25 protein-coding genes are annotated in these 25,377 nt (G+C 32.5%); 18 read left to right on the top strand and 7 right to left on the bottom strand.

Going from position 1 to position 25,377, the window contains the following annotated elements:
* Positions 1-30 precede the first annotated feature (30 nt).
* Complete coding sequence (locus B2745_RS01225) at positions 31-1,119, bottom strand: Glu/Leu/Phe/Val family dehydrogenase (RefSeq protein ID WP_026904788.1); 1,089 nt, start codon at positions 1,117-1,119, stop codon at positions 31-33.
* 172 nt (positions 1,120-1,291) lie between these two features.
* Between B2745_RS01225 and B2745_RS01220 the strand changes: the two genes are divergently transcribed.
* The 8 genes from B2745_RS01220 (at position 1,292) to B2745_RS01185 (ending at position 9,838) form a co-directional block, all read left to right on the top strand.
* Positions 1,292-3,082, top strand: coding sequence for an ABC transporter ATP-binding protein (locus tag B2745_RS01220; protein ID WP_304062571.1), 1,791 nt, complete (start codon positions 1,292-1,294; stop codon positions 3,080-3,082).
* Between the two features lie 90 nt (positions 3,083-3,172).
* Positions 3,173-3,499, top strand: a complete 327-nt coding sequence (locus B2745_RS01215) for a DUF3276 family protein (RefSeq protein WP_304062568.1) — start codon at positions 3,173-3,175, stop codon at positions 3,497-3,499.
* Positions 3,500-3,631: 132 nt separating this feature from the next.
* Entirely contained in the window at positions 3,632-3,823 is a 192-nt protein-coding gene (locus B2745_RS01210) for a cold-shock protein (RefSeq protein ID WP_026904785.1), read from the top strand.
* A 210-nt stretch (positions 3,824-4,033) separates the two neighbouring features.
* A complete protein-coding gene (locus B2745_RS01205; RefSeq protein WP_026904784.1) occupies positions 4,034-4,225 on the top strand; it encodes a cold-shock protein in 192 nt (63 codons plus the stop codon).
* 306 nt (positions 4,226-4,531) lie between these two features.
* Entirely contained in the window at positions 4,532-6,946 is a 2,415-nt protein-coding gene (locus B2745_RS01200; protein ID WP_304062564.1) for a TonB-dependent receptor, read from the top strand.
* Positions 6,947-7,119: 173 nt separating this feature from the next.
* Positions 7,120-8,772, top strand: coding sequence for an ATP-binding protein (locus tag B2745_RS01195; RefSeq protein ID WP_304062561.1), 1,653 nt, complete (start codon positions 7,120-7,122; stop codon positions 8,770-8,772).
* A complete protein-coding gene (locus B2745_RS01190) occupies positions 8,772-9,404 on the top strand; it encodes a response regulator (RefSeq protein ID WP_304062557.1) in 633 nt (210 codons plus the stop codon). The genes B2745_RS01195 and B2745_RS01190 overlap by 1 nt, the downstream gene beginning before the upstream one ends.
* 113 nt (positions 9,405-9,517) lie before the next feature.
* Positions 9,518-9,838, top strand: coding sequence for a hypothetical protein (locus B2745_RS01185; RefSeq protein WP_304062554.1), 321 nt, complete (start codon positions 9,518-9,520; stop codon positions 9,836-9,838).
* A gap of 416 nt (positions 9,839-10,254) precedes the next feature.
* Here the strand turns inward: B2745_RS01185 and folB are convergent, their stop codons facing one another.
* A complete protein-coding gene (gene folB, locus B2745_RS01180) occupies positions 10,255-10,638 on the bottom strand; it encodes a dihydroneopterin aldolase (RefSeq protein ID WP_304062551.1) in 384 nt (127 codons plus the stop codon).
* A gap of 83 nt (positions 10,639-10,721) precedes the next feature.
* On the opposite strand from folB, the gene B2745_RS01175 reads away from it, so the two are divergent.
* The 3 genes from B2745_RS01175 to B2745_RS01165 all read left to right on the top strand — a co-directional run bounded on the left by B2745_RS01175 (position 10,722) and on the right by B2745_RS01165 (position 12,659).
* The gene (locus tag B2745_RS01175; protein WP_304062548.1) at positions 10,722-11,915 is read left to right on the top strand and encodes an acyl-CoA dehydrogenase family protein; all 1,194 of its coding nucleotides are present in this window, start codon (positions 10,722-10,724) and stop codon (positions 11,913-11,915) included.
* Between the two features lie 61 nt (positions 11,916-11,976).
* Positions 11,977-12,189 carry a hypothetical protein gene (locus B2745_RS01170; protein WP_304062545.1) on the top strand — a complete coding sequence of 71 codons (213 nt, stop codon included), beginning with the start codon at positions 11,977-11,979 and terminating at the stop codon, positions 12,187-12,189.
* An 89-nt stretch (positions 12,190-12,278) separates the two neighbouring features.
* Complete coding sequence (locus tag B2745_RS01165) at positions 12,279-12,659, top strand: SRPBCC domain-containing protein (RefSeq protein ID WP_304062542.1); 381 nt, start codon at positions 12,279-12,281, stop codon at positions 12,657-12,659.
* On the opposite strand, the gene B2745_RS01160 is transcribed toward B2745_RS01165, so the two are convergent.
* From B2745_RS01160 to B2745_RS01150, 3 genes are read right to left on the bottom strand one after another with little or no spacing between them, the layout of a single operon-like run.
* Complete coding sequence (locus tag B2745_RS01160; RefSeq protein WP_304062539.1) at positions 12,623-13,660, bottom strand: glycosyltransferase; 1,038 nt, start codon at positions 13,658-13,660, stop codon at positions 12,623-12,625. The genes B2745_RS01165 and B2745_RS01160 overlap by 37 nt on opposite strands.
* Positions 13,641-14,822: a diaminopimelate decarboxylase gene (gene lysA, locus B2745_RS01155; protein WP_304062723.1), complete on the bottom strand. Its 1,182-nt coding sequence runs from the start codon at positions 14,820-14,822 to the stop codon at positions 13,641-13,643. Before lysA ends, B2745_RS01160 begins: the two co-directional genes overlap by 20 nt.
* Before the next feature lie 22 nt (positions 14,823-14,844).
* Positions 14,845-16,158: an aspartate kinase gene (locus B2745_RS01150; RefSeq protein ID WP_304062536.1), complete on the bottom strand. Its 1,314-nt coding sequence runs from the start codon at positions 16,156-16,158 to the stop codon at positions 14,845-14,847.
* Between the two features lie 169 nt (positions 16,159-16,327).
* Between B2745_RS01150 and B2745_RS01145 the strand changes: the two genes are divergently transcribed.
* The 3 genes from B2745_RS01145 (at position 16,328) to B2745_RS01135 (ending at position 19,556) form a co-directional block, all read left to right on the top strand.
* Positions 16,328-18,064 carry a phospho-sugar mutase gene (locus tag B2745_RS01145; protein WP_304062533.1) on the top strand — a complete coding sequence of 579 codons (1,737 nt, stop codon included), beginning with the start codon at positions 16,328-16,330 and terminating at the stop codon, positions 18,062-18,064.
* Positions 18,065-18,222: 158 nt separating this feature from the next.
* Entirely contained in the window at positions 18,223-18,831 is a 609-nt protein-coding gene (locus B2745_RS01140) for a hypothetical protein (protein WP_304062531.1), read from the top strand.
* The gene (locus B2745_RS01135; RefSeq protein ID WP_304062528.1) at positions 18,825-19,556 is read left to right on the top strand and encodes a DUF3307 domain-containing protein; all 732 of its coding nucleotides are present in this window, start codon (positions 18,825-18,827) and stop codon (positions 19,554-19,556) included. The genes B2745_RS01140 and B2745_RS01135 overlap by 7 nt, the downstream gene beginning before the upstream one ends.
* On the opposite strand, the gene B2745_RS01130 is transcribed toward B2745_RS01135, so the two are convergent.
* Both B2745_RS01130 and B2745_RS01125 read right to left on the bottom strand, forming a co-directional pair.
* Complete coding sequence (locus tag B2745_RS01130) at positions 19,551-19,784, bottom strand: 4a-hydroxytetrahydrobiopterin dehydratase (RefSeq protein ID WP_304062525.1); 234 nt, start codon at positions 19,782-19,784, stop codon at positions 19,551-19,553. The genes B2745_RS01135 and B2745_RS01130 overlap by 6 nt on opposite strands.
* Before the next feature lies 1 nt (position 19,785).
* Complete coding sequence (locus B2745_RS01125) at positions 19,786-20,496, bottom strand: hypothetical protein (protein WP_304062522.1); 711 nt, start codon at positions 20,494-20,496, stop codon at positions 19,786-19,788.
* An 80-nt stretch (positions 20,497-20,576) separates the two neighbouring features.
* Here B2745_RS01125 and B2745_RS01120 point away from each other — a divergent pair, with 80 nt between their 5' ends.
* The 4 genes from B2745_RS01120 (at position 20,577) to B2745_RS01105 (ending at position 25,376) form a co-directional block, all read left to right on the top strand.
* Positions 20,577-20,942, top strand: a complete 366-nt coding sequence (locus B2745_RS01120; protein WP_304062519.1) for a hypothetical protein — start codon at positions 20,577-20,579, stop codon at positions 20,940-20,942.
* A gap of 75 nt (positions 20,943-21,017) precedes the next feature.
* The gene (locus tag B2745_RS01115) at positions 21,018-23,378 is read left to right on the top strand and encodes a TonB-dependent receptor (protein WP_304062516.1); all 2,361 of its coding nucleotides are present in this window, start codon (positions 21,018-21,020) and stop codon (positions 23,376-23,378) included.
* 52 nt (positions 23,379-23,430) lie between these two features.
* Positions 23,431-24,924 carry a PepSY domain-containing protein gene (locus B2745_RS01110; RefSeq protein ID WP_304062513.1) on the top strand — a complete coding sequence of 498 codons (1,494 nt, stop codon included), beginning with the start codon at positions 23,431-23,433 and terminating at the stop codon, positions 24,922-24,924.
* A 47-nt stretch (positions 24,925-24,971) separates the two neighbouring features.
* Positions 24,972-25,376: a hypothetical protein gene (locus tag B2745_RS01105; protein WP_304062510.1), complete on the top strand. Its 405-nt coding sequence runs from the start codon at positions 24,972-24,974 to the stop codon at positions 25,374-25,376.
* The last annotated feature ends 1 nt before the right edge of the window (position 25,377 follow it).

The raw sequence follows: 25,377 nt of genomic DNA, 5'->3' as shown, positions 1-25,377 counted from the left end.
TTAAAAAACCTAATTTGTATATGGGTATAATTAATTTGATGATTTTATCTTTCTAATATCTGCAATTCTCTTTTCTGCTATTTTATTAGCAGCTAAATAAGTTGGAATTTCTTCTTGTTTTGATTTTCTTAACACTTCTCTGGTTGCCTCGTAAATATTTTCTGCCAATTGCATGGTTCTTTTTCTAGAGTAACCTTCTAATTCAGAGTAGCAATTGATTAAGCCTCCAGCATTAATTAAATAATCTGGCGCATATAAGATGCCTTTTTCTAAAAGTAGTTGCCCATCCGCTTTTTCATCTGCTAATTGGTTATTGGCAGAACCAGCTATAATAGCACATTTCATTTTAGCTATAGTTTCTGAATTTACAGTAGAACCTAAAGCGCAAGGTGCGTAAATATCAAAATCTATATCAAATAAACGACTGTTGTTTACCGCTTCTGCACCGTATTGACGAGCTACTTTAATCAATCGCTCTTCATTGATATCACTTACATAAACTTTAGCGTTTTCTGCTCTTAAAAGACTTACCAAATTTTCGCCTACATGTCCTGTTCCTTGTACGGCAACAGTTCTTCCAGCTAAAGAATCTGTCCCAAACATTTCTTTAACACAAGCTTTTATCCCCATGAAAACACCTTTTGCTGTAACTGGAGATAAATCGCCATTGCCTCCCATTACTTCTGGTATACCGGTTACATATTTAGTTTCCATACGGATGTATTCCATGTCTTTAGGACTGGTTCCTACATCTTGTGTGGTAATAAAAGCTCCATTTAAGTTTTGGATGAAACGTCCAAATCTGCGCATCATCACTTCGGTTTTGTCTTTTCTGCTATCGCCAATAATAACTGCTTTGCCCCCACCTAAATTTAAGCCGGTGATAGCCGCTTTATAAGTCATCGCTTGTGATAAGCGCAAAACATCATTTAAAGCTTCTGCTTCTGTAGCGTAATCCCACATTCTGGTACCACCAAGAGCAGGACCTAATACAGTATTATGTATAGCGATAATAGCCTTTAAGCCAGTTTCTTCATCATTACAAAATACAACTTGCTGGTGACTTAATAACCCTAATTGGCTAAATACGGAACTTTCTTCTAAACGAACAGATGACATAAAATCAATATAATTGAACCCGAAGATCTTTGACAAAAGTAGCTGTTTTTTTTGAATTTTATATACAGTAACAGCTAAGACCGTAACAATTTTAATGGATAGCTCTTTTTGTGTCTTGTTTTAAAAACTGAATGTGATAACCAAAATAATGCTGTAACTTTGGATGAAATCCATGAAAGAATTAGCTTATCTCAATAAATTTTTCTTTAAGTACCGCTGGAAACTTATACCAGGTATTATATTCGTCATCATATCTAATTTTTTTGCTGTTGTACCTGCTCAAATTATTCGTCTAGCATTAGACTTGGTAAATGAAAATATTGCCTTGTACAGATTATTTTTTGGTTTCAATAGGCAAGAAATCATCTACGATTTATTTGGTACTAGCCTACTGTTTTTTGGTTTATTGGTGCTATTGATGGCTTTAACACGTGGTATTTTCTTGTTTTTCATGAGGCAGACTATTATTCTTACCTCAAGACATATAGAGTATGATTTAAAAAATGATATCTATAACCAATATCAGAAATTGGATATGGCTTTCTTCAGGAAAAACAATACTGGTGATTTAATGAACCGAGTAACCGAGGATGTGAGTAGAGTAAGAATGTACGTAGGTCCGGCTATCATGTACGCCATCAATACCACAGTACTTTTTGCACTCATCATTATAGCTATGGTGGGTGTAAACCTAAAATTGGCTTTATATTGCTTAGCTCCCTTACCAATATTAGCTATTGCTATTTATTATGTAAACAGCATCATCAACTTAAAAAGCGAGAAAATACAGGAGCGCTTAAGCGATTTATCATCTTACGTTCAAGAATCTTTTGCAGGCATTAGGGTAATTAAATCTTATGGGAGAGAAGAACAAATAAGAGCAGGTTTTGCAGAGGAAAGTGAAAGCTATAAAACAGAATCTTTATCCTTAGTTAAGGTACAAGCTTTGTTTTATCCTTTTATGTTATTGATGATTGGCTTAAGTACCATTATAACCGTTTACATGGGAGGTATTGAGGTTATGGAAGGAAAAATTACAGCTGGTAATATTGCTGAATTCATTATCTATGTAAACCAATTAACCTTTCCGGTGATGTCTTTAGGATGGGTAACATCTTTAATTCAGAGAGCAGCAGCATCACAAAAAAGAATCAATAATTTTTTAAGTATAAAGCCAGATATTTATAGTGAATCCGAAGCTATTACAAAAAAAATCACAGGTGATATAACCTTTAAAAATGTTAGTTTCACTTATCCAGATACCGGTATAAAAGCTTTAAAAAATATAAGCTTTGAAGTGAAATCTGGAGAAATGCTAGCTGTTATCGGTAAAACTGGCTCTGGTAAATCTACATTGGCCAATCTTTTATTAAGAATGTATGATATCGATGAAGGAGAAATTTTAATTGACGGTACTCCTATCCATCAATTAAATTTAGAAAACTATCGTAGCCAGGTTGGTTTTGTACCGCAAGAAGTTTTTTTATTTTCTGATACCATTGCCCGTAATATTTCCTTCAGTTTAGATAAAATGGATATGTCTAAAGTAGAACAAGCTGCTAAAGATGCTGCTGTTTACCATAATATTATGGAGTTTGACCAGCAATTTGAAACCTTTATTGGCGAACGTGGTATCACATTATCAGGAGGACAAAAACAACGCGTTTCTATAGCTAGGGCTATTATAAACTCGCCACAAATACTCATTTTTGATGATAGCTTATCTGCTGTTGATACCAAAACAGAAGAAACTATTTTAAATAATTTAGGTAAGATTATGCGCCATAAAACCAGTGTTATGATTGCGCACAGGGTATCTACCATTAAAAATGCCGATAAAATAATTGTTTTAGAAGATGGTGAGATTGCAGAAATTGGCAATCATGAAAGTTTATTGGCTAAAAAAGGCTTGTATTATGATTTATACGAGAAGCAACTACTAGAAGAAGAACAGGTTAGTTAATTTTTAACGAATTTGCCTTAACAATTATTTGGAACTTTAGTTTTTTCTTTCTTTATTTAACCAATCAAAACTAAAAACTTGACAACAGCAATGGGAGATTACGAAAACAAAGAGAGAGAAGAGGTTTTTTCTAAAAAAGTAAGGGCAGGAAAAAGAACTTATTTTTTTGATGTAAAATCAACAAGATCAAATGATTATTACATTACTGTAACCGAAAGCAAAAAAAGACTAGAAGACGGCGTATTTGTAAAACATAAGATTTTTTTATATAAAGAAGATTTTGAAAAATTTGCTGAAGGTCTTGCTGAAACTGTAGATTATATAAAAGCACACCAAGAAGTTATAGAAAAAAGATATGAGTATAATCCTGACGGTGCTCCGCAAAAAGTAGATGATGATTTCTCTTTTGAGATTTAATAACTACCTATAGATGATATAAAGCCATGAATAATCTTCATGGTTTTTTTTATGATATTTTTTTAGAAAACTTAAAACAATAGTAATTTTAAATTATTATGTATACATTTGATACAATTAATAACAATTACAATGAACAATGGAACAGTAAAGTTCTTTAACTCAACCAAAGGATTTGGTTTTATTAAAGAAGATGGAACGAGCAAAGAATACTTTGTACACGTTTCGGGTCTGATTGACGAAATCAGAGAAAATGACGAAGTTACTTTCGACCTACAGGACGGAAAAAAAGGATTAAATGCAGTGAATGTTAAACTTGCTTAATTGCAGGTCTCTTAATATAGATCACATTTAAAGTCATCAAAGCCCTCGTTTTTAAGAAACGAGGGCTTTTTTGTTTTAAAAAAAACTTAAATGTCTATTAGAATTAATCAAATAATATAAAGCTTTTAAATTTAATCAAATATTAAATTTGTTAAAAATTAGTTTTACATTTTTATTTTTATTATATTTGCTTCAATTAAAAATTATAACATGAATAATGGAACAGTAAAGTTCTTTAATTCTACCAAAGGTTTTGGTTTTATTAAAGAAGACGGAACAAACAATGAGTATTTTGTACACGTTTCGGGTCTGGTAGATGATATCAGAGAAAATGACGAAGTAACTTTCGACCTTCAAAATGGTAAAAAAGGATTAAATGCTGCTAATGTAAGACTTGCTTAATTGCAGCTTTTTATATAATTAAACATTTAAAGTCATTACAAAGCCATCGCAATTATTGCGATGGCTTTTTGCTTTAGCACCCTTTATATTTCTTATTTGATATTATTTCATTGTTTTTATTCTTCTAGTATGTTTATTAATAATAAACATCACTATATCTTAAAATACTGGTTATTAAGCTATTTTAAGCACCAAAGTCTACCCTCTTTTCAGATATAAATTTCTTATATTTTTATTTGTATTTAATCTAAATAATATATACGTTTGCCGCATTATTTATAATTAATCTAATTTAATCTGGCGTATATGAAATTGCGTTTTACTTTTCTATCCCTCCTACTTTTATTAACAACTATAGTATTTGCACAGAAAGCATCTTTAAGTGGTAAAGTTGTTGACAGTAACGAACAAGCTATTGTTGGAGCTAACATCTTTTTAAAAGGAACAGTTAGAGTTGCACAAACTAATCATAAAGGTGAATATATAATTAAAGGACTTGAAAAAGGAACTTATACTATTATGGTAAGTTTTATAGGTATGCAAAATAAAACTTCCGAAGTTAATTTATCAGATAACCAAAACAGTACTATTAATTTCAAACTTGATGATGATGGGATCTCTTTAAACGAAGTTGAGGTATCTACTAGAAAAGGAATAAAAGGTAATGAAACTCTTCCGGATGTTACAGATTTCAGAATCAATGCAGCAAAGAAAAACGAATTGATTAAGTTAGATAATATCAATGCTAATTTAGCGATGAATAACAGTCGCCAAATTTTTGGCCGTACACCTGGTATTTCTGTTTGGGAAAATGATGGTTCTGGTATACAATTAGGTGTTGCTTCACGTGGTTTAAGCCCTAATAGGTCTTGGGAATTTAACGTAAGAATGGACGGATATGATATTACGCCAGACCCAATGGGTTATCCTGAAGCTTACTATACACCTCCAATGGAAGTTGTAGACCGTATCGAGATTATTCGCGGCGCATCATCATTACAATATGGTCCTCAGTTTGGTGGTTTAATGAATTTTGTATTACGTAAACCAGATATTTCTACACGCTTAACATTTGAATCTCAAAATACAGTGGGCAGCAATGGTTTACTCAGTACCTTTAACTATATCGGTGGTACTGTTGGTCGTTTAAGCTACACCGCATACTACCAAAAACGTAGAGGTGATGGATGGAGAGACAATGGTTTTTTTGATACAGACCACGCACATTTTGAATTAAGCTACGCAGTTTCTAAAAAGTTTAAAATAGGAACAGAGATTACTTATATGACTACTGAAAGTCAGCAACCTGGTGGTTTAACTGATGTACAGTTTAATCAAGATGCTCGTCAGAGTAATAGAAGTAGAAACTGGTTTAGTACACCTTGGTTGGTTCCATCGCTTCATGCAGAATATGTATTTAACGAAAAAACTAAACTCAGCTGGAAAGCTTTTGGAACTATTGCAGAGCGCAATAGTGTTGGTATTGTAAGTGCCATCACTACGCCAGATAATTTAGGCACCAGACAAGTAGACCGCGATTATTACACCACTTACGGTTCCGAGTTACGTTTATTAACAGCATATAAAGCATTAGGCTTAAATAATACTTTAGCGGCAGGTGTAAGATATTTTAATGGACACATAGACCGTAAACAACAAGGGGTTGGTACAGCTGGTACAGATATGGATTTTAACTTATCTAGCGGCGTTTACCCACGCGACCTTGATTTTGCTAACGTGAACTCAGCAGCTTTTGTAGAAAATATTTTTCATATTACTGATAAATTCCTAGTTACAGGTGGTGTACGCTTAGAAAATATTAGCTCTACTATAGAGGGGCAGTTTAATGTAACAACTAACTTATCCCCTAGCACTCGTAAGCGTAATTTCTTACTTTTTGGTGCAGGTGCTGAGTATAAAATTACACCAACAACTAAATTTTACTCAAACATTTCGCAAGCTTATCGTCCTGTGTTAATTTCTGATTTAACGCCACCAGCTACTACAGATGTAATAGATCCTAATTTGCAAGATGCCAGAGGTTACAATTTTGATTTTGGTTACCGTGGTCAAGTAAGTAATTTCTTAAATTTTGATATTGATTATTTCCATTTAAATTATGATGACCGTATTGGAACAATTACACAATCAAATGCCAACTCGCAAAACTTCCAATTCCGTACAAATTTAGGTAGATCAGTAAGTAAAGGCTTTGAAGCTTATGTAGAAGTAGACCCAGTGACTGCTATTTTTAAAAGCTCTAAAATAGGTTATGTAAGCTTATTTACCTCATTAGCCTATATTGATGCTACTTACCAAGATTTCAAAACTACCTCAGTAAACAACGGTCAAATTATTGAAAGTAATTTAGCAGGAAAAAGAGTTGAAAATGCTCCAAGAAGTATCAATCGTTTTGGTGCTACTTACAGCTTAAAAGGTTTCTCTATGACATGGCAATTAAGTCAAATTGGTAAGGCTTACGCCGATGCTTCTAATACTGAAGCACCAAACTCTGCTGCTACAACGGGTTTAATTCCTGCTTACAGCGTACAAGATTTATCAGCAAGCTATAAATTTTTAAAACACTATAATATTAAAGCAGGTGTTAATAATTTAACCGATGAACGTTATTTTACGCGTAGAGCTGGTGGTTATCCAGGTCCTGGTATTATGCCTGCTGATGGCCGTATTGCTTATCTTTCTTTAGGAGTGAAATTCTAATTCAATCATATATTATTTTTAAGCCTCGGGAGTTTTCTCGAGGCTTTTTTTTTAAAATAATGGTTTAGCACTTGTGTAATTATTACCTTTAATAAGCTATATTAGAAACGCCTATCAGCATGTTTCAAACAGCAATAATTAAATTGGATAACAATATATTTAATCAGATTTAAATGAATATCAAAACACTAGTACTCATTATAATTAATAGTTTGATTGTATTGGTGATAGGTTTGTTATCTTTTTCGTTTTACGAACAGTTTTCAAGTGTTTTAAATGATCGTATTTTAATGCAATTGAATTCAATTGAAACCCTAGAAAGTGTCCAAATAGAAAATTATATAAAGTCTGAATGGAAAAGTTTTGAATTGTCTGAAAATTATAACGAAGATATTGATAGTGCAAGTTTAATGCTTTCAGACAGTATCAAAAAAACAGATGGCATTCATGATTTCACACCCTATCATAAATATAAAAAAACAACAATAGGTTTTGTGTTAAATTCTAATAAGGGTAGAAAAATCAAAATACTAGATTTTAAAAATATACAAAATATTCTTCTAGAACGAACAGGTATGGGCGAGAGTGGAGAGACCTATCTTGTTGGCGAAGATTTTCGGATGCGCTCTGAATCGCGGTTTTTTCCTCATAAAAAACCTAGCGATATTTCAGTAAAAACACAAGGGGTAATAAGCGCATTAAAAGGTATTAATGGAAGAGGAATTTTTAATGATTATAGAGGTATACCAGTTTACAGTGTATATAGTCTTATTAAAATTTCCAATTTAAAAATGGTTATCCTCTCAGAAATTGACGTAAGTGAGGTTGCTAAGCCTTTAGAAAAATTAAAGTTGAGACTTATGACCTTAACTCTTGTTATTTTTTTAGTAGCTGTTACCCTATCTCTTTTTCTAACAAAAATTATTGTTGACCCAATAAAAAACATGCAAAACAGCCTAAAAGTTATGGCTAAAGGCAACTATGATCAAACTATTGAATATAAAAAAAGTAGTAATGAAATAAAAGAAATGTTTGATGCGCTATCTAACCTAAAAGCTTCTTTACAAGGCGCTGTAAAGTTTTCTTATGAAATTGGCAACATGAATTTAGAAACCAAATATCAACCTAGTAGCGCCAACGATGTACTCGGAAAAAGCCTGGTAACCATGAGAAATAAGCTCATTGATTATAAAAATAAAGAAGATGATAGCAGGATAATGGCAAAACGATTATTGGTAAACGGATTGGAGAACGAAAGACGTAGACTTTCAAGAGAACTTCATGATGGCTTAGGACCTTATTTGACTTCTTTGAAGCATTATATAGAAAATAATGTTAAAAATGAATTGAAGAAGACTGAAATGAAAAAAATAGTGGATGATGCCATTTCCGAAATCAGATTGATGTCTAACGCATTAATGCCTGCTTCAATTGATGATTTTGGAATTGGAGTAACACTTACCAACTATATAGAAAACTTAAATAAATCAACCAGTATAAACATTGAGTATGAAGATTTAACCAAACAAGAAAATTCAAACATTTCTAGTCATCAGGGTATTAATCTCTTTAGAATAAGCCAAGAGCTCATCAATAACTCTTTAAAACATGCTAAAGCAAAACACATCCGAATAACGCTTTCAGAATTTGATGAGTTTATTTCGCTTTTTTATTTTGATGATGGAATTGGTTTTGATATAAATACCGTTAAACTAGGGTCAGGAATTATTAACATTAAAGAGCGAGTAGAAATTTGTAACGGTAATATTTTAATCAATGCTTTACCTGGAAATACAACTTTTGAAATTGAATTACCAATTGAATGATGAACGAAATTAAATTAATAATAGCTGATGACCATGAGCTTTTTAGGATTGGGCTTGCAGAGTTACTAAAAAAGCATGACGATATTAAAATTGTTAAAAGTGTTGCTGATGGTGTTGAGTTGATGAAAGTACTCAATAGCCAACTTCTAGCAGATATAGTCCTGTTAGATCTTACTATGCCAAATATGGATGGTTTTCAGGTTCTGAAAGAAATAAAAAACTTAAACACGAACATAAAACCTATAGTAATTTCTATGCACAACGTTGGTAACTACATTGCAAAATGTGCAAAAATGGGTGCATACGGTTACTTATTAAAGAATACTGATGAGTCTGAATTGGTGTTTGCCATTAGAAATGTTTACAAAGGAAAAAAACATTTTAGCTCAGAAATTTCTGAAAAAATGATAAACTTTATGTCTACTCAAAGCATTAGCGAAAATGTATTATCAAATAAAGAAAACGAGATTTTAGGATTAATATCTAAAGGTTTAACTACAAAAGAAATTGCTGCTAAATTATTTGTTAGCACACGTACCATAGAAACCCATCGCACTAGCATTCTTAAAAAATTTGAAGTAAAAAACACTGCCGAGCTTATTAAAAAAGCTACAGAAATTAATTTGATTTAATTTATTACGTCAACTTTATCCGTATAAATACGGATATAAATAGCGTAAATTCTTATAATACTAAAACCTTCTTTCAGACTGTAATTTTAAATAAGAAATTAAAAATAATAGTTATGAAAAAAGCAACATTAATTTTAGTACTATTTGTAACTTCATTTGGTGCTTTAGCACAAGATAAAAGTGAAGTGAAACAAAGTGATTTGAAAGGTCCAGAATATAAAAATTTTAAATCTTGGATGCATAAAGCTGTACCAACAAATGTACAGTCAGCTTCTACTGCAACCGAACTTCAAGGACCGGCGTTTAAAAATCAACGTTTTAACAGAAATACTCAGAAAACTGAAATGGCAACTGTAGCCACTATCGGTAGCGAGCAACAAAAACTAAAAGGGGCAGAGTACAAAAACTACAGTTCTCACAAAAGAGCAAACTAATAGTAACCCATAAGGTTACCATTTATCGAAACTATGCCATAAATGGGGGAATTTTAAAAATTCCCCCATTTTTTTTGACAATTATATTGGAGTTTCTGGTTAACAAAACATATTTAGAATTACTGAAAACTAAAAACAAAACACCCATACATTTTAAACTATAATCTTAAGTTTAAGAAATTCCTTCTTCCTTTTTTATTTTTACAACTTATTAAACTATATTTAAAGTATGACAGACACAGCTACCCTTATTCTACTTTCGATATTTATATTTTATAATATCGCTGTATTAAGTACTTTTATGTACAGGAAATTTATTCTTAAACAAAAAGTTTCCTTTTTTAAAGACTTACCTTTTTTATTTTAAGTTTTTTATAAAATTTAAAACTACCTCTAAGGCGAATGCTCAATTTATTTTAAACAGCATCTGCTTGGTAAATTAATTCAACCAAAGAATTTTTAATTTCTGCCTGTATAGGAGGATTCAATTTTTTTATTTGGATGTTGATATGCTCTAAAAACGGATAGGTTGCTACAATATCATTTAAAATACCATGCGCAACATGTTCTAATAATTTAGCCTCTTTAGAAAAATGATGTTTAGCAATATCATAAATTTTACTATAATCAACCGTATGTTCTAAATCATCTGTATCTTGTACCCGTAGATGATTAGGAGTATAGCTTACATAAGCAGAAAATAAAAAGTTATTCTTTAAGATTCTTTCTTCCTCAAAAAAACCTATCGGAGCATTAAATTTAACTTCTTCTAATGCAATTTTTCTTTTAATCACAGACATGTTATAAATATGGATGAAAAACTAATGATATCAAAGGGAACAAATAAAATATTGTTTTGTTAAATTTAACAAAAGCCATTGCCATGAACCAAAAATCCTCAAAAACCGATTTATATCAACATCCTGATTATTACTTAATGGATGAGTTGCTTACAGATGAACACAAATTAATACGAAGTGCTGTAAGAGATTGGATAAAAAAAGAAGTAAGTCCAATTATTGAAGACTATGCCCAAAAAGCACAATTTCCTAAACACTTAATTGGCGGAATGGCAAATTTAGGTGTATTTGGGCCAACTATTCCTCAAGATTATGGCGGTGCTGGTTTAGATTATATCGCTTATGGTTTAATGATGCAAGAAATAGAACGTGGAGATTCTGGTTTACGTTCTACAGCTTCTGTTCAAGGTTCTTTGGTCATGTATCCTATTTATGCTTTTGGTTCTGAAGAGCAAAAGCGAAAATACCTACCGAAATTGGCTTCTGGGGAAATGATGGGTTGCTTTGGTTTAACAGAACCAAATCATGGTTCTGACCCTGGCGGTATGGAAACCCGTCTTCAAGATCAAGGAGACTATTATTTACTCAATGGCGCTAAAATGTGGATTTCTAACGCTCCTTTTGCGGATATAGCTGTTGTTTGGGCTAAAGACGATACACAAACCATAAGAGGAGTAATTGTAGAACGTGGCATGGAAGGATTTACCACACCAGAAACACACGGAAAATGGTCTTTAAGAGCCTCAGCCACAGGTGAACTTATATTTCAGGACGTTAAAATCCCTAAAGAAAATATTTTAACCCATATACAAGGCTTAAAAGGGCCTTTAAGTTGTTTAAATCAAGCTAGATTTGGCATTGCCTGGGGTGCTTTAGGTGCAGCTATGGATTGTTATGACACTGCTCTTAGGTATGCTAAAGAAAGAAAGCAGTTTGGTAAACCTTTGGCTGGTTTTCAGTTGCAACAAAAAAAATTAGCAGAAATGATTACAGAAATCACCAAAGCGCAACTATTAGTATGGCGTTTAAGTGTTCTGAAAAATGAGAACAGGGCCACTCCTGCTCAAATTTCTATGGCTAAAAGAAATTCGGTAGAAACTGCTTTAAATATTGCCAGAGAAGCTAGACAAATTTTGGGCGGTATGGGTATAACGGGAGATTTCTCTATCATGCGCCACATGATGAATTTAGAAAGTGTTATTACTTATGAAGGTACTCATGACATACATCTCTTAATAACAGGTTTAGATGTAACAGGTGAGAATGCTTTTTCATGATGTTGATGGTATAGTGTTTGTATAACAAAAGTTAAATTATTTACATTAAAACACCAATACTATGAACAAATCATTAGGAATTATTTTAACCATCATTGGCATTGTTATGCTGGTTTGGGGTGGCTTTTCTTACACCAAACAAGAAAAAGTTATTGATGCAGGACCTATACAGGTTTCAGCAGATAAAAAAGAAACTGTTAATTGGCCTCCTTATGTAGGCGGAGCAGTTTTAATTGCGGGTATTGTTTTATTAGTTACAGCTAAGAAAACCTGATCTTAACAAGATGATAAAGGTTTACATAACCGAATTTTATTCTAATTTTGAGCAGAGATTTAACCATTTCTGCTTTTTTTATTTATAAAATGAAAGATTATAAAAAATATTACCTTATCCCTGCCACCCAAGAAGAAGTTTATTTGGCTTTAACTAACCCTCTTAGTATTAAACTTTGGACAGGTGCTGAAGCAGAAATGAGTACTAGTCCGGATACAGAATTTTCATTATTTGATGGAGATATCGTAGGTAAAAATCTTGAATTTGTTGAAAATCAAAAAATTGTACAAGAATGGTATTTTGATGGGCAAGATGAAAAATCTATCGTAACCATTAAACTACACGAACATAAAAAAGGTACTTCAGTTGAATTAATACATACCAATATCCCTTCTGAAAACTACGAAGAATTTGTTGATGGCTGGGATAGCTCTTATTTTGGAGAGTTATTAGAGTTTTTTGAAGAATAATCAAAAGGTAAATACTTTGATTTAACTTCCTCTTTTAAAGTGGGAACATTTTCGTTTAGGGCCTCTCCGTTTAAAACTCTTTCATAGTACTTAAGATATTGATTGGCCATAAAAGTAGCCGAAAATAAATCTTTAGCTCTTTCGTGGCATTTGAATCTATCAAAATCATCTGCCTTTTTCAGTACATAAGCTAAATCTTCTGCCGATGTATTTAAAAACCCTGTTTCTTTGCTCACTAGTTCTGGAATGGCACCATAAGGAGTCGCAAAAATTGGGCATCCAAAGTACATGCTTTCTATAATGGCTAATCCAAAAGGCTCATCCCATAAAACAGGAAAAATAAGTCCTTTAGATTTCTCTAAATATTTTGCTTTCTCTAAATTATCAACCATACCCCTAAACCTTACATGGGTATCAAAGGTAAAACGCCAGCCCATTTTAAAGTTAAATCTGTATCCGCCTAAAACTTCTAATTTTTCATTTGCTTGTTTAGTAATCTCAATAGCTCCTTTTACATTTTTAACCTTCCATGCTGCATTAGCTAAGAAATGAAAATATGTTCTGTTAATATTAAAATTAGGTTTTGGATAATTATCCCAATCTAAACCATTATATACAAAAGCATCAGATTGATGCCTTTCCGCATGATTTTTACTAATAAAAACACATTGCTGATCTAAAGTATGGTTATATCCAGGATTTACGTGAATAGTAATTAAATAAGGTTTTTGTGGCTTTGGATGTACAATATCATGGCAATGAACCAAATCTACATCATCAGGTATTTGTTGGTTGATATCAACCGAAGGATTGTAAGGTATTACTTTAGCAAAATCACAATAAGAACCGCTCTTCACCAAATAAGTTATTTGATAACCTTGTTGATGAAGAGCTTTTCCTAGATCCCATATCACCCGTTCTATTCCGCCGTAATGTATCGCCGGAATTTTAACTGGGCAATAAATAAGAATATGTATTTTTTTATGCTTCAGTGTAAACATGTCTAATATCAGGCCTTAAGTTATAAGCAGAAGCCATAACCTCGCCATAAGCACCAGCTGTTCTCAACGCTATTAAATCGCCTCTTTGGGTTTCTGGTAAAGCAACTTCTTTCCCAAAACAATCAGACGATTCGCAAATTGGTCCAACAACATCATAATTAACAATTTTTGATTTTTGATTTTTGATTTCAGAATTATCTAATTGTCGGGAAATGTTCTCTATTTTGTGATAAGCCTGGTACAAAGCTGGACGCATTAATTCTGTCATACCAGCATCTACAATAGCAAAGTTCTTTTTAATACCATGTTTTACATATAAAACACTGGTTATTAAACTACTACACTGCGCAACTAAAGCTCTACCTAATTCAAAATGAACTTCTTGATAAGGTTTTATTTCTAAGAAATCTTTAAAAATTTGGAAATAGCTGTTAAAATCTGCTATCGCATTTTCATCTGGTTGATGATAATCTACACCTAAACCACCGCCAACATTTAAAACTTTTACTGGCATGCCACGTTCCTCAAACCAAGACTGAACTTCATTTACCTTTACACAAAGGCTTTTGAAAACATTCATATCCGTAATTTGAGAGCCAACATGGAAATGAATACCTAAGAACTCTAAATGATTGCATTTCTTTAATGTTTCAGAAACATCAGCAAGTTCCCAAGCATTAATACCAAATTTATTTTCATCTAAACCTGTAGTAATGTAATGGTGGGTATGCGCATCCACATTAGGGTTTACACGAATAGCAACCGAGGCTTTTTTACCTTTCTTAGCAGCTAATTCATTAATAACCTCTAATTCTTGAATAGACTCTACATTGAAACAAAAAATATCGTTATCTAATGCGTAGTTTATCTCTCTATCAGATTTTCCTACACCAGCAAAAACAACTTTTTTAGTATCAAAACCTGTTTCAATGGCTTTTTTAACCTCGCCGCCAGAAACACAATCTGCACCTAAACCAGCATCCTTAATAAGCTGTAAAACACGGTCATTAAAATTAGCTTTTAATGCAAAATGTATATGAAAATGGTGCGATGCAGAAGCCTCTTTACATACCGTTAAAGTGTCTTTCAACAACTTTAAATCGTAATAGTAAAAAGGTGTCTCTTTATCTTTAAATGAATCTACTAATTGGGCATTAAACATTTGCCTTACCATCTGCACTATATTATTCAAATAAACGATTGTGTAAACTTCTTAATGCTTCTACTTTATCTTCGGTTTTAACCAATAAAGAGATATTGTAGTTACTTCCACCGTAAGAAATCATCCTTAAAGGGATATGTTTTAAAGATTCAAAAACTCTTGAAGCAAAACCATGTGTATCAGCACCCATATCTCCTACTATACAAATGATAGATTGATTTACATCAACTTCAACAGTTCCAAAATCACTTAGTTCTTTGGTGATTTCTCCTAAATATTTAGTTTCATCAATAGTAACAGAAACAGCAACTTCTGATGTTGTAATCATATCAATTGGTGTTTTGTAACGCTCAAAAACTTCAAAAACTCTCCTCAAGAAACCATAAGCTAACAGCATTCTGCTAGATTGTATTTTAATAGCTGTAATACCATCTTTTGCTGCTATAGATTTGATTTTTCCTTTTTCACTTTCAGAACTTATTAATGTACCAAAAGCTTTAGGCTCCATTGTATTTAACAACCTTACCGGAATTTTATAGCGTTGTGCTGGGAATACCGACTGTGGGTGTAAAATTTTAGCACCAAAATAAGCTAACTCGGCAGCCTCATCAAAAGATAAACGAGCAATGGGCTTAGTACCTTTTACAATACGAGGGTCGTTATTGTGCATTCCGTCAATATCTGTCCAAATTTGAACTTCTTCAGAGCGAATACCAGCACCAATTAAAGACGCTGTATAATCACTTCCTCCCCTTCTTAAATTATCAATCTCACCAAAAGAATTTCTACAGATGTAACCTTGTGTAATAAACAGGTTGATAGAAGGATGTGCATCTAAAAGTGGTGTGAGTTTTTCTGTGATAAAATCAACAATAGGCTCATTATCTTCATCTATCTTCATGAATTCTAAAGCCGGCAACAACACAGATGGAACACCAATTTCCTCTAAGTAAATATGGTATAAGGTTGTTGATAAAAGCTCGCCTTGTGCTAAAACAACTTTTTCTTCAATAGCTGTAAATAAATCATGCGAAAAAGCATCTAATAAATCAAAATGAGAATCAATTACTTCTTTACCTTTACCTAAAAATTCGTCTTTTTGAAATAGTTCTTTAATGAAAACCTCATACTTATCCTTTAAAGCCTTTACAAGTTCCTTAGCCTTGGCCTTATCAGACGCAAGATAAGCTTGAGATATTTCTACCAAGCTATTTGTTGTACCAGAAACTGCAGATAGTACGACTATCTGTCTTTCAGACGGATTGATGATGTCTAAAAGTTTTTTCATTCTTTCAGGGCTTCCTACAGATGTACCTCCGAACTTTAGAACTTTCATTTTTATACTATTTATATGATTTTTAATTCAGGCGCTAAAAATAGATAAAAGCTTGGTATTATCAGGAACGAATAAAATAAAATTGTACGATTTTTGATTAATTGTAAGAATTTACATTAATAATTATAATTTTATCCATCCTATTTTTTCTTTTAAAAAGTTTTCAAACATGCAGCAATTAGAACAATCTGTCCAATCTAAAATTAACACTTGGTTACAAGGAAATTACGATGCCGAAACCAAGCAAAAAATCCAAAGTTTATTAGATGAAAAATCTTTTACAGAATTAACCGATTCCTTTTATAAAGATCTTGAATTTGGTACCGGAGGCTTACGTGGTATTATGGGTCCAGGTTCTAATCGTATTAATAAATATACCATTGGAGTTGCAACACAAGGTTTAGCCAACTATTTAATAAAAAAATATCCGGGCGAAACTATAAAAGTTGCTATTGCACACGATAGTCGTAATAATTCTGATTACTTCGCCAAAATTACTGCCGAGGTATTATCAGCTAACGATATCCATGTTTATTTCTTTAAGGCTTTAAGACCAACGCCAGAACTTTCTTTTGCTGTAAGAGAATTAGGTTGCAAAAGTGGTGTGATGTTAACCGCATCTCATAACCCAAAAGAATACAACGGTTATAAAGCTTATGGTGCAGATGGTGGACAATTTGTAGCTCCTGACGATAAAATGGTGATGGATGAAGTAGCAAAAATTACCAATATAGATGATGTTAAATTTATAGTTAAGCCTGAGCATATTTCCTACATAGGCGAAGAAATTGATGAGAGCTACTTAAGCAAAATAGTTTCCTTATCGGTTTCGCCTGATGCTATCAAACGTCAGCATGATTTAAAAATCGTGTTTTCTCCTATCCATGGTACCGGTATTACTTTAGTGCCGCCAGCTTTAGAAAGATTTGGTTTTACCAATATTACTTTGGTTGAGCAACAGGTTAAACCTGATGGTAATTTCCCTACCGTTATTTATCCAAACCCTGAGGAAAAAGAAGCACTAACTTTAGCACTACAAAAAGCCAAAGAAGTTAATGCCGATTTAGTTTTAGCAACAGACCCTGATGCAGACCGTGTAGGTATTGCTGTTAAAAACCACGATGGCGAGTTTGAACTTTTAAACGGTAACCAAACCGGCTGTTTACTGGTTAATTATATGCTTGAAGCTTGGGAGAAAGAAGGAAAATTCACAGGAAAAGAATATGTAATTAAAACCATTGTTACTTCTTACTTGATTGATAAAATTGCTGCTTCTAAAAATGTTACTTGCTACAATACGCTAACTGGCTTTAAATTTATTGGTCAGATTATGACGCAATTACAAGGTAAGGAAACCTTTATTGTAGGTGGCGAGGAAAGTTATGGTTACCTAGTTGGCGAGTTTGTAAGAGATAAAGATGCTGTAATTTCTTGTGCTTTTATAGCAGAAATGACGGCTTTCTACAAAGATAAAGGAAGCAGCTTGTATGATGCTTTAATTGATATGTATGTGAAATACGGTTTCTATAAAGAGAAGTTAGTGTCTATCACTAAGAAAGGTAAAACCGGTGCCGAAGAAATTGTAGCCATGATGGAGCGTTTTAGAAATAATCCGCCACAAAGTCTAGGTGGCTCTAAGGTTGTTACTTTAAAAGATTATACTTTAAGAAAAGAAACTGATTTAAATTCGGGTATCATTAAACAAATAGATTTACCAAAATCTGATGTTTTACAGTTTGTTACCGAGGATGGTTGTATCATTTCTGCTCGTCCGTCTGGTACAGAGCCAAAAATTAAATTCTATTGCAGCGTAAACACGCCTTTAGCCCATAAAGAAGCATTTAAAGAAACTGATGCTTTGTTAAATGAAAAAATCAATCAGATTATGACTGATTTAGGAGTTTAAAAATCAAAGCCCGTTTAGAAGCGGGCTTTTTTTATAAGCTACATTTTAATTTTAAAATGCAAATTATCGTTTAAATCAGTGATAATTAAAAATATCGCACAAATAAGCGATAATTAAAAATATCGTGTAATTAAGCGATAATTACTATATTGCATATTATGATGCAAGCAATTTTAACCGGAGATATCATCAGCTCAAGAAAAGTTGATTCTGAAATATGGCTCAACAGTTTAAAAGCGCTGTTTTCGCAATATGGTGTACAGCCTAAAGACTGGGAAATTTACCGTGGAGATAGTTTCCAAATTAAAACAGAACCTGCATTTGCGCTTAAATTGGCTTATATCATCAAAGCTAATATTAAAAAGTTAAGCCAATTAGATGCAAGAATTGGTATTGGTGTTGGGGATATAAATTATCAAAGCGATAAGCTATCAGAATCTAATGGTAATGCTTTTATTTTTGCTGGTGAGTGTTTTGATAGCTTAAAGACTAATACTTTGGCAATAAAAACTACATGGCCACAGTTTGATTTAACCATCAACACCATGTTAGAAATTTTTGCGCTTACCGCTGATGGTTGGACATCAACATCAGCAGAAATGATATTGAAGGCTTTACAGCATCCAGAACTTAATCAGCAACAGCTTGCTGCCGCGTTAAACAAGAAAAGCCAAAGTGCTATAAGTGCAGGCTTAAAAAGAGGCGGTTATGATGAATTGCTAAAACTGCTAAATTATTATCAGCAACAGCTAAAAAACCTATGTTAACATTATTATTACAACTGCTATTAGCTCATCTTATTGGCGATTTTGTTCTGCAACCCAACAAATGGGTTGAACATAAGAAATCGTTAAAAATAAAATCTAAATACCTTTATTTTCATGCAGCTATACATTTGCTGCTTTTGTTATTGATAACAGCTTTTAAAACGCAATACTTATTAGGTATTGCAGTCGTTGTAATCAGTCATTTAATTATAGATTTCCTTAAAATTTACCTAGAGAAACCCAAATATAGCAAAGTATACTTTTTTGCAGACCAGCTTTTACACTTGCTTGTAATAGCAGCAGTGGTTTATGCTTATCATCCTTACGAGCTAAATCTCCAATACCTGCAAACGCCACCATTTTTATTAATGGTTACAGCTGTATTGAGTGTGACTTATGTAAGCGCCATTGTTTTAAGGATTTTGTTAACGCAGTGGAGTGTTCAAATTAAACAAGAAACATCAGAACTTATTCAGCATAATAGTAATCATGCAGGTAAGTATATTGGCATTTTAGAACGCTTATTTATCTTCTTTTTTGTGGTGATAAATTTTTGGGAAGGTATTGGTTTTCTGCTAGCTGCTAAATCTATTTTTAGGTTTGGCGATTTAAAAGATGCCAAAGACATTAAGTTAACAGAATATATCCTGATAGGAACTTTACTAAGCTTTGGCATGGGTATTTTATGTGCCCAACTTTATTTAGCTGTTTTAAAAATCTTATAAAAGCGCATCAATAGCTTGGGCTAAAGCTTTATCTTTTTCTGTAACGATGTTTCCTTCATCGTGTGTTTGAAGCCAAATTTCCACCTTATTGTAGGTGTTTTTCCATGTAGGATGATGCTGGGCTTCTTCTGCTAAAATGGCAACTTTAGTCATAAAAGCAAAAGCTTCAGCAAAATCTTTAAAGCTGAAGCTTTTGTAAAGGGTATTATTTTCTTCTTTCCTGTTCATGTTATTTAACCTGCGACCAGATTTCGTAAATTTTTTCTCCTTTAGAGCTTAAACCACTATGATGCCAATCGCCATTTTCTAGTTTACCATCAAAACTTAAAGAGGCACCTACCCTATTATTATCCCTAGAGAAAAACTCAATTGTTTCTACATATTTACCATCTTTAAAGGTATAAGAACCACCACCAGTACCATTAAAAAGCTTAACAGCTGGGTCTATAGCTAACCATTGAAACTTACTGCTTGTTAATATTTTATAGGTTACTCTGGTACCTGTTTGGTGTATTGGAACAACTTTACCATCGGCTTGCATTCTGGACGTTATCCGCCAAACACCAGCCAAAGGAGCGTTGCCACTATCTACTCTTTTAAATTTTAGAATCTTATTGCCAGGCATTAATGTAAGTTCATCATTTAAGAAAGTATAAGGCAAATGTGTTTTTTTACCCACAGCATCGGCATTTAAATTATGAACAAGCATATTAATCACCAATTCCTTTTCTGTACGCTCAAAAGTACCGCCGTGTAAATTAATAAACTCGTTATCCTTATAAATGGTATGGAAAATAAAGTTATGCTCTATCAATAACAAATGGTTGGTATCACCATCTTTTAAATGCCAAGCACCTTTTAACTGGGCTAATAAATCTTGTGTAGTCATCATCATCAATAAAAATAAAAAGATTTTAAAAATACGGAGTGATTTTTTCATGTGCGTATTATTTTCCTTAAATCTAAGAAATATACGGTTTATTTTCTTTGGTTTTGCCATACTAAATTTATATTTGCGCCATGTTTCAACGCATTATTGCATATCTATTAATCTGCACTATTATTTCTACTCATTTTAGTAAGATATATGTGTTTGCAGGTTTCGAGTTGAACAAAAATTATATTGCAGCACAACTTTGCGAAAACAAAAACAAGCCGCAATTACAATGTTTTGGGAAATGTTTTTTGAAGAAAAAACTAGAACAAGCAGAAAAAAAGCAAGCACAACAGGAAAGGCAAAATCAGAAAAACTTATTTCAAGAAATTGCCACTGTAAATAACTATGCTTTTTGCTTTAATACAAGTTTAATTCTTGAAATTAACACCCCAGTTCAACTCCACTACAACTTAGTAAGAGCATTTCCTATTTTCCATCCTCCGGCTTAAGCCTGCGTAAATTTTATTCAATATCACCTCAAGCGTTTGGATGATATTTTTTATTGCAGACTTAATTAAAATCACATGAAATTTTATTTAATACTGGTTTGGTATATCCTTACCATGTTAAACACTTATGCACAAGACCTAAGTGGAATTGTATATGAGGAGTTTACTAAAACTCCCATTAGTGGAGCTATCATTAAAGTGAAAGACCAAAATCAAATAAGTTTTACTGATGCTCAAGGAACTTTTTTTATCAAAAACTCAAAAGATAGTATGAACCTATTTATTACCGCACTAGGTTATGAAAATAAGGAGTTTTTGGTTAAAAACAATCAACCTATTTATATCGCTTTAAAGCAAAACTCAGACAACTTAAATGAAGTTGTTGTTACAGCAAATAGAGAAGCTTCTTTAAGAAGTCAAACTCCTATGGCAATAAGCAAATTATCGGCAAAACTTATTGATGAGACAAAGGCAAATCAGGTTTTTGAAATTATTAATAAAACGCCAGGAGTTATCATGCCGAGTTATAATAACGAGCAACATGGCATGTCTATTAGACAGCCTATGGGCACAAGTGCTTATTATTTATATCTGGAAGACGGTGTACCTATAAGACCCTTAGGAGTTTTTAATCATAATGCTTTATTGGAAGTTAACCAATTTGTTATCAACAGCATTGAAGTTGTTAAAGGACCTGTTTCCTCTATTTACGGACCCGAAGCTGTTGGTGGGGCTATTAATTTTATTATGCAAAGGCCTACACCCGTACCTACTGCAAAAGTGGGCGTTCAGTTTGATAATTGGGGTTTTAGGCGAATACAATTTGGAGCCGGAGCTCAAATAAAAAAGTTTGGCTTTTATATTGGAGGCTTAAGTAGTAAACAAACCAATTCTTGGATGGCTAGCTCTGATTATGATAAAACATCCGTAAATGCAAGATTAGAGTACAATTTCAATAGCAAAACCCGTCTTGTAGGAAACTTTATCTACGGTACTTATTATTCTCAAATGGCCGGAAGTGTGGATAGTACCATGTTTTACAGTAGAAATTATGTAAGTACATCAGATTTTACTTATAGAAAATCTGATGCCTACCGTTCTCGTTTAACCTTAGAACATGATTGGAATAGTCATTCTAAATCTTTTATTACGCTATTTCAAAGAAGTAATAAACACGGTCAAAACCCAAGTTATGCCATCAGGTGGAATTCTGTACCAAGTGCAACAAACGACCCAACAAAAGCCAGAGGAGAAATTAATTCTAATGATTTTGAGAGTTATGGCTTTATTGCTCAACATAGTCAAAAGTTTAATTTTTTAAATGCTAAATTACTTACTGGTGCAGTTTTAGACTTAACACAAAATACGTATTGGTCTTATTTAATTGATTTAAATGCACAACTAGATCCAAGTAATAGGTTTGTAGAAAAATATAGTATAGCCAGAGAAAGACCAGAATTTCAGATAGCTAATTATAATGGAGATATTAAAAATTACGCTACATACTTTCAGTATGATTTTGAACCAGTAAATAAATTACGTTTTTCTGTTGGTGGCAGATATGATGTGATGGATTTGGATTATATCAACAACGTAAATACTACATCGGGTAACATTACCTACCAAAGGTTTACGCCTAAAATTGGTGTAACTTATGAGATTGATAAAAACAAAGGTGTTTATGCTAATTTTTCGCAGGGCTTTTCGCCGCCATCTTTAACCTCAATTTTTAGGCCTAGGCCAAATACCAATCCGGTTGAATTTTATACCAATTTAAGCCCTGCCTACTTTAATAATTATGAGCTAGGCGGATGGATTTCATTTCTTAACAATAAGTTGTACTTAGATATTACTGCTTATCAAATGGATGGTAGAAATGAGTTGTTAAGTATCCGACAAGCAGATAATTCTTTTGATTTTCAATCAGCAGGAAAAACCCTACACCGTGGTTTAGAATTTGGATTTAACGCCAAACCAAGCGAAGAATATTGGTTTAGATTTGGAGGTACAACTGCCATCCATCGGTTTGAGGATTTTAAAATTAGTGATAGACCAAATGATCCTTTTCAAAACCTAGCAGGTTTTGAAATGCCTAGTTCGCCTCGTTGGACTTGGAATAGCGAGTTTACTTATTATCCTAAATGGTTTAAAAATTTCAGAACTTCTATAGAATGGCAGTATTTATCGTCTTGGTATCAAAACCAAATTAATACGGTAAAATACGAAGGTTATCATCTCCTAAATTACAGAGTTGGTTATAAATGGAAAAGCATTGAGCTTTACGCTAATATCATGAATATTACGAATGAGTTATTTGCCAACTCTGTATCCAGAGGTAATAATCTTACAGATAGAAGCACATTTAATCCTGGCGCCCCAAGAACTTTTGTGATGGGTATTCAATATAATTTTACAGGTAACAATAAAATCAATTAACTAAAAGAGCTTGCTTTGAATTTAAAGCAAGCTCTTTTTTAGCATCATGAAAATGAAAAAATACATTAAACAAAACATCTATAAATGGCACAAAGTTATAGGTTTAATAACCATTATACCCGTAATTTTCTGGACACTTTCTGGTCTTATGCATCCCTTTATGGCACATTGGTTTAAACCTACATTGCCTAAAGATAAACTCGAAATTACGGTTGTTGATACCTCTAAAATCAACTTTAGTTTACAAGAAGTTTTAAAAGCAAATCAAATACATCGTTTCCTAAACTTTAGAATTATCGAGTTTCAAGATAAAAGTTATTATCAGGTAAAAACTGTAGATAAAAGCATCAGATATTTTGATACTTCTAACAGTAAAGAACTTGTAAATGGAGATAAATTATATGCTACATATTTGGCTCAGTACTACTTAGCTGACGTTAGCGCAAAACCAGAAAAAATTACCTTACAAAATAGCTTTTCGCAAGATTATAAATACATCAACAGGCTTTTACCTGTTTGGAAATTATCTTTTGATAAAAATGACGGTACAGATTTATTTATTGAAACCACAAGTGGCCGTTTAGCTACTTTTAATAATCAAAACCGTAAAAATTTCCTCTTAATTTTTGATTTATTTCATAATTGGTCTTTTTTAGATGCTATAAGTAATAACCAAATACGTATTGTAGTGATGATGATTTGCTTAAGCATCATCATATTATCAGCGCTAAGCGGAGTTATTATTTATGGATTTATGTGGGGAAAATTCAAGAAGAATACATCCAACAATAAAAGTATTCTGAAAAAGTACCATAGGCAAATTGGTATTGCAACCGCTTTTGTTACCTTAACTTTTGCTGCTAGTGGTGCTTACCATGCCAGCAAAAAATGGAATCCAGACAGAGAAACAGGATTAAAACATGAACCCATTATTAAAGCAGAACACCTTAAAAAAGACTTTTTAAAGCTTAATTTACGTTGGGAAAGACTTTCCAATATCGCAATTGTTGTTTTAAAAAAAGATACTTTATATCAAGTTGTATATAATAAAACAGAAGACGAGCCTCAAGAAATTTTATATTTTAATGCAAAAGCCGGTAAAGAAGTTGTAAATGCTGATGTTGAATATGCTAAATATTTAGTTAAAAAGTTTACTACAAACCTACAACAAGAGGATATTATTTTGCCAGATTGTTGTTTAAAAACCGATGAAGACAATAGTTTATTTGAAGCAAAACTGTTAAATACTAAAACACTGTATTCTTTTTCAAGAGATTACGGTTTTGTATTTAAAAGACTACCTGTTGTGCAATTAGATTATGATACTCCAGACCAAGACACTTATTTTATTGATACCCAATTTTCAACTTTAGCTTCACATGTAACTAATGATAATAGAACCGAAGGTTATAGTTTTGCCATATTTCATAAATTCTTATTTATGGACTGGGCTGGCAAAAACATTAGAGATTTAACTATGTTAATTTCAGCACTAGGTGTATTAATCGTAAGTTTGTTTGGTCTAGCCATATTTACTAAAAAATAACCCCATTGAAGATGAGAAATAGTTTGAAATTTTTAACTCTAATAGCTTTGCTAAGTATTTTTGCTTGTAATAATGATAAAGAAGAGCAACAAAAGCTTCAAAAAGTAGTGATAGATAAACATGATGTTCTAATGGCAAAGATGGATTCTTTAACAGAAAACCAGCTAAGATTAGACAGTATTACGCTGAAATATAAAAAAATCAAAGTAGAAAATCCTAGTCTTGATATCAACACACTTATAGCAAAAATTGATAGTGCTAAAAACTTATTAAACAATGCCGATGATGCTATGATGAATTGGATGCAACAGTTTAATCCAGATTATACAGGAAAATCAAGTACAGAAATTTTTGATTATCTAAGAAATCAGGAACAAAAAATAGATTCTGTAAAAACGCTATTTGATAAATCATTAGCACACAGCAACACCCTTATTCAACAATATAAATAAT

Source organism: Pedobacter glucosidilyticus, assembly GCF_002483235.1.
Lineage (GTDB): Bacteria > Bacteroidota > Bacteroidia > Sphingobacteriales > Sphingobacteriaceae > Pseudopedobacter > Pseudopedobacter glucosidilyticum_B.
Note: the sequence above shows the minus strand (reverse complement) of the source record. Positions and strands in the feature narration are given on the sequence as shown.

Excerpts from the sequence above, each read along its gene's own strand:
- B2745_RS01225 (WP_026904788.1), bottom strand. The coding sequence starts at position 1,119 with ATGTCATCTGTTCGTTTAGAAGAAAGTTCCGTATTTAGCCAATTAGGG.
- B2745_RS01220 (WP_304062571.1), top strand. The coding sequence starts at position 1,292 with ATGAAAGAATTAGCTTATCTCAATAAATTTTTCTTTAAGTACCGCTGG.
- B2745_RS01215 (WP_304062568.1), top strand. The coding sequence starts at position 3,173 with ATGGGAGATTACGAAAACAAAGAGAGAGAAGAGGTTTTTTCTAAAAAA.
- B2745_RS01210 (WP_026904785.1), top strand. The coding sequence starts at position 3,632 with ATGAACAATGGAACAGTAAAGTTCTTTAACTCAACCAAAGGATTTGGT.
- B2745_RS01205 (WP_026904784.1), top strand. The coding sequence starts at position 4,034 with ATGAATAATGGAACAGTAAAGTTCTTTAATTCTACCAAAGGTTTTGGT.
- B2745_RS01200 (WP_304062564.1), top strand. The coding sequence starts at position 4,532 with ATGAAATTGCGTTTTACTTTTCTATCCCTCCTACTTTTATTAACAACT.
- B2745_RS01195 (WP_304062561.1), top strand. The coding sequence starts at position 7,120 with ATGAATATCAAAACACTAGTACTCATTATAATTAATAGTTTGATTGTA.
- B2745_RS01190 (WP_304062557.1), top strand. The coding sequence starts at position 8,772 with ATGAACGAAATTAAATTAATAATAGCTGATGACCATGAGCTTTTTAGG.
- B2745_RS01185 (WP_304062554.1), top strand. The coding sequence starts at position 9,518 with ATGAAAAAAGCAACATTAATTTTAGTACTATTTGTAACTTCATTTGGT.
- folB (WP_304062551.1), bottom strand. The coding sequence starts at position 10,638 with ATGTCTGTGATTAAAAGAAAAATTGCATTAGAAGAAGTTAAATTTAAT.
- B2745_RS01175 (WP_304062548.1), top strand. The coding sequence starts at position 10,722 with ATGAACCAAAAATCCTCAAAAACCGATTTATATCAACATCCTGATTAT.
- B2745_RS01170 (WP_304062545.1), top strand. The coding sequence starts at position 11,977 with ATGAACAAATCATTAGGAATTATTTTAACCATCATTGGCATTGTTATG.
- B2745_RS01165 (WP_304062542.1), top strand. The coding sequence starts at position 12,279 with ATGAAAGATTATAAAAAATATTACCTTATCCCTGCCACCCAAGAAGAA.
- B2745_RS01160 (WP_304062539.1), bottom strand. The coding sequence starts at position 13,660 with ATGTTTACACTGAAGCATAAAAAAATACATATTCTTATTTATTGCCCA.
- lysA (WP_304062723.1), bottom strand. The coding sequence starts at position 14,822 with ATGTTTAATGCCCAATTAGTAGATTCATTTAAAGATAAAGAGACACCT.
- B2745_RS01150 (WP_304062536.1), bottom strand. The coding sequence starts at position 16,158 with ATGAAAGTTCTAAAGTTCGGAGGTACATCTGTAGGAAGCCCTGAAAGA.
- B2745_RS01145 (WP_304062533.1), top strand. The coding sequence starts at position 16,328 with ATGCAGCAATTAGAACAATCTGTCCAATCTAAAATTAACACTTGGTTA.
- B2745_RS01140 (WP_304062531.1), top strand. The coding sequence starts at position 18,223 with ATGATGCAAGCAATTTTAACCGGAGATATCATCAGCTCAAGAAAAGTT.
- B2745_RS01135 (WP_304062528.1), top strand. The coding sequence starts at position 18,825 with ATGTTAACATTATTATTACAACTGCTATTAGCTCATCTTATTGGCGAT.
- B2745_RS01130 (WP_304062525.1), bottom strand. The coding sequence starts at position 19,784 with ATGAACAGGAAAGAAGAAAATAATACCCTTTACAAAAGCTTCAGCTTT.
- B2745_RS01125 (WP_304062522.1), bottom strand. The coding sequence starts at position 20,496 with ATGAAAAAATCACTCCGTATTTTTAAAATCTTTTTATTTTTATTGATG.
- B2745_RS01120 (WP_304062519.1), top strand. The coding sequence starts at position 20,577 with ATGTTTCAACGCATTATTGCATATCTATTAATCTGCACTATTATTTCT.
- B2745_RS01115 (WP_304062516.1), top strand. The coding sequence starts at position 21,018 with ATGAAATTTTATTTAATACTGGTTTGGTATATCCTTACCATGTTAAAC.
- B2745_RS01110 (WP_304062513.1), top strand. The coding sequence starts at position 23,431 with ATGAAAAAATACATTAAACAAAACATCTATAAATGGCACAAAGTTATA.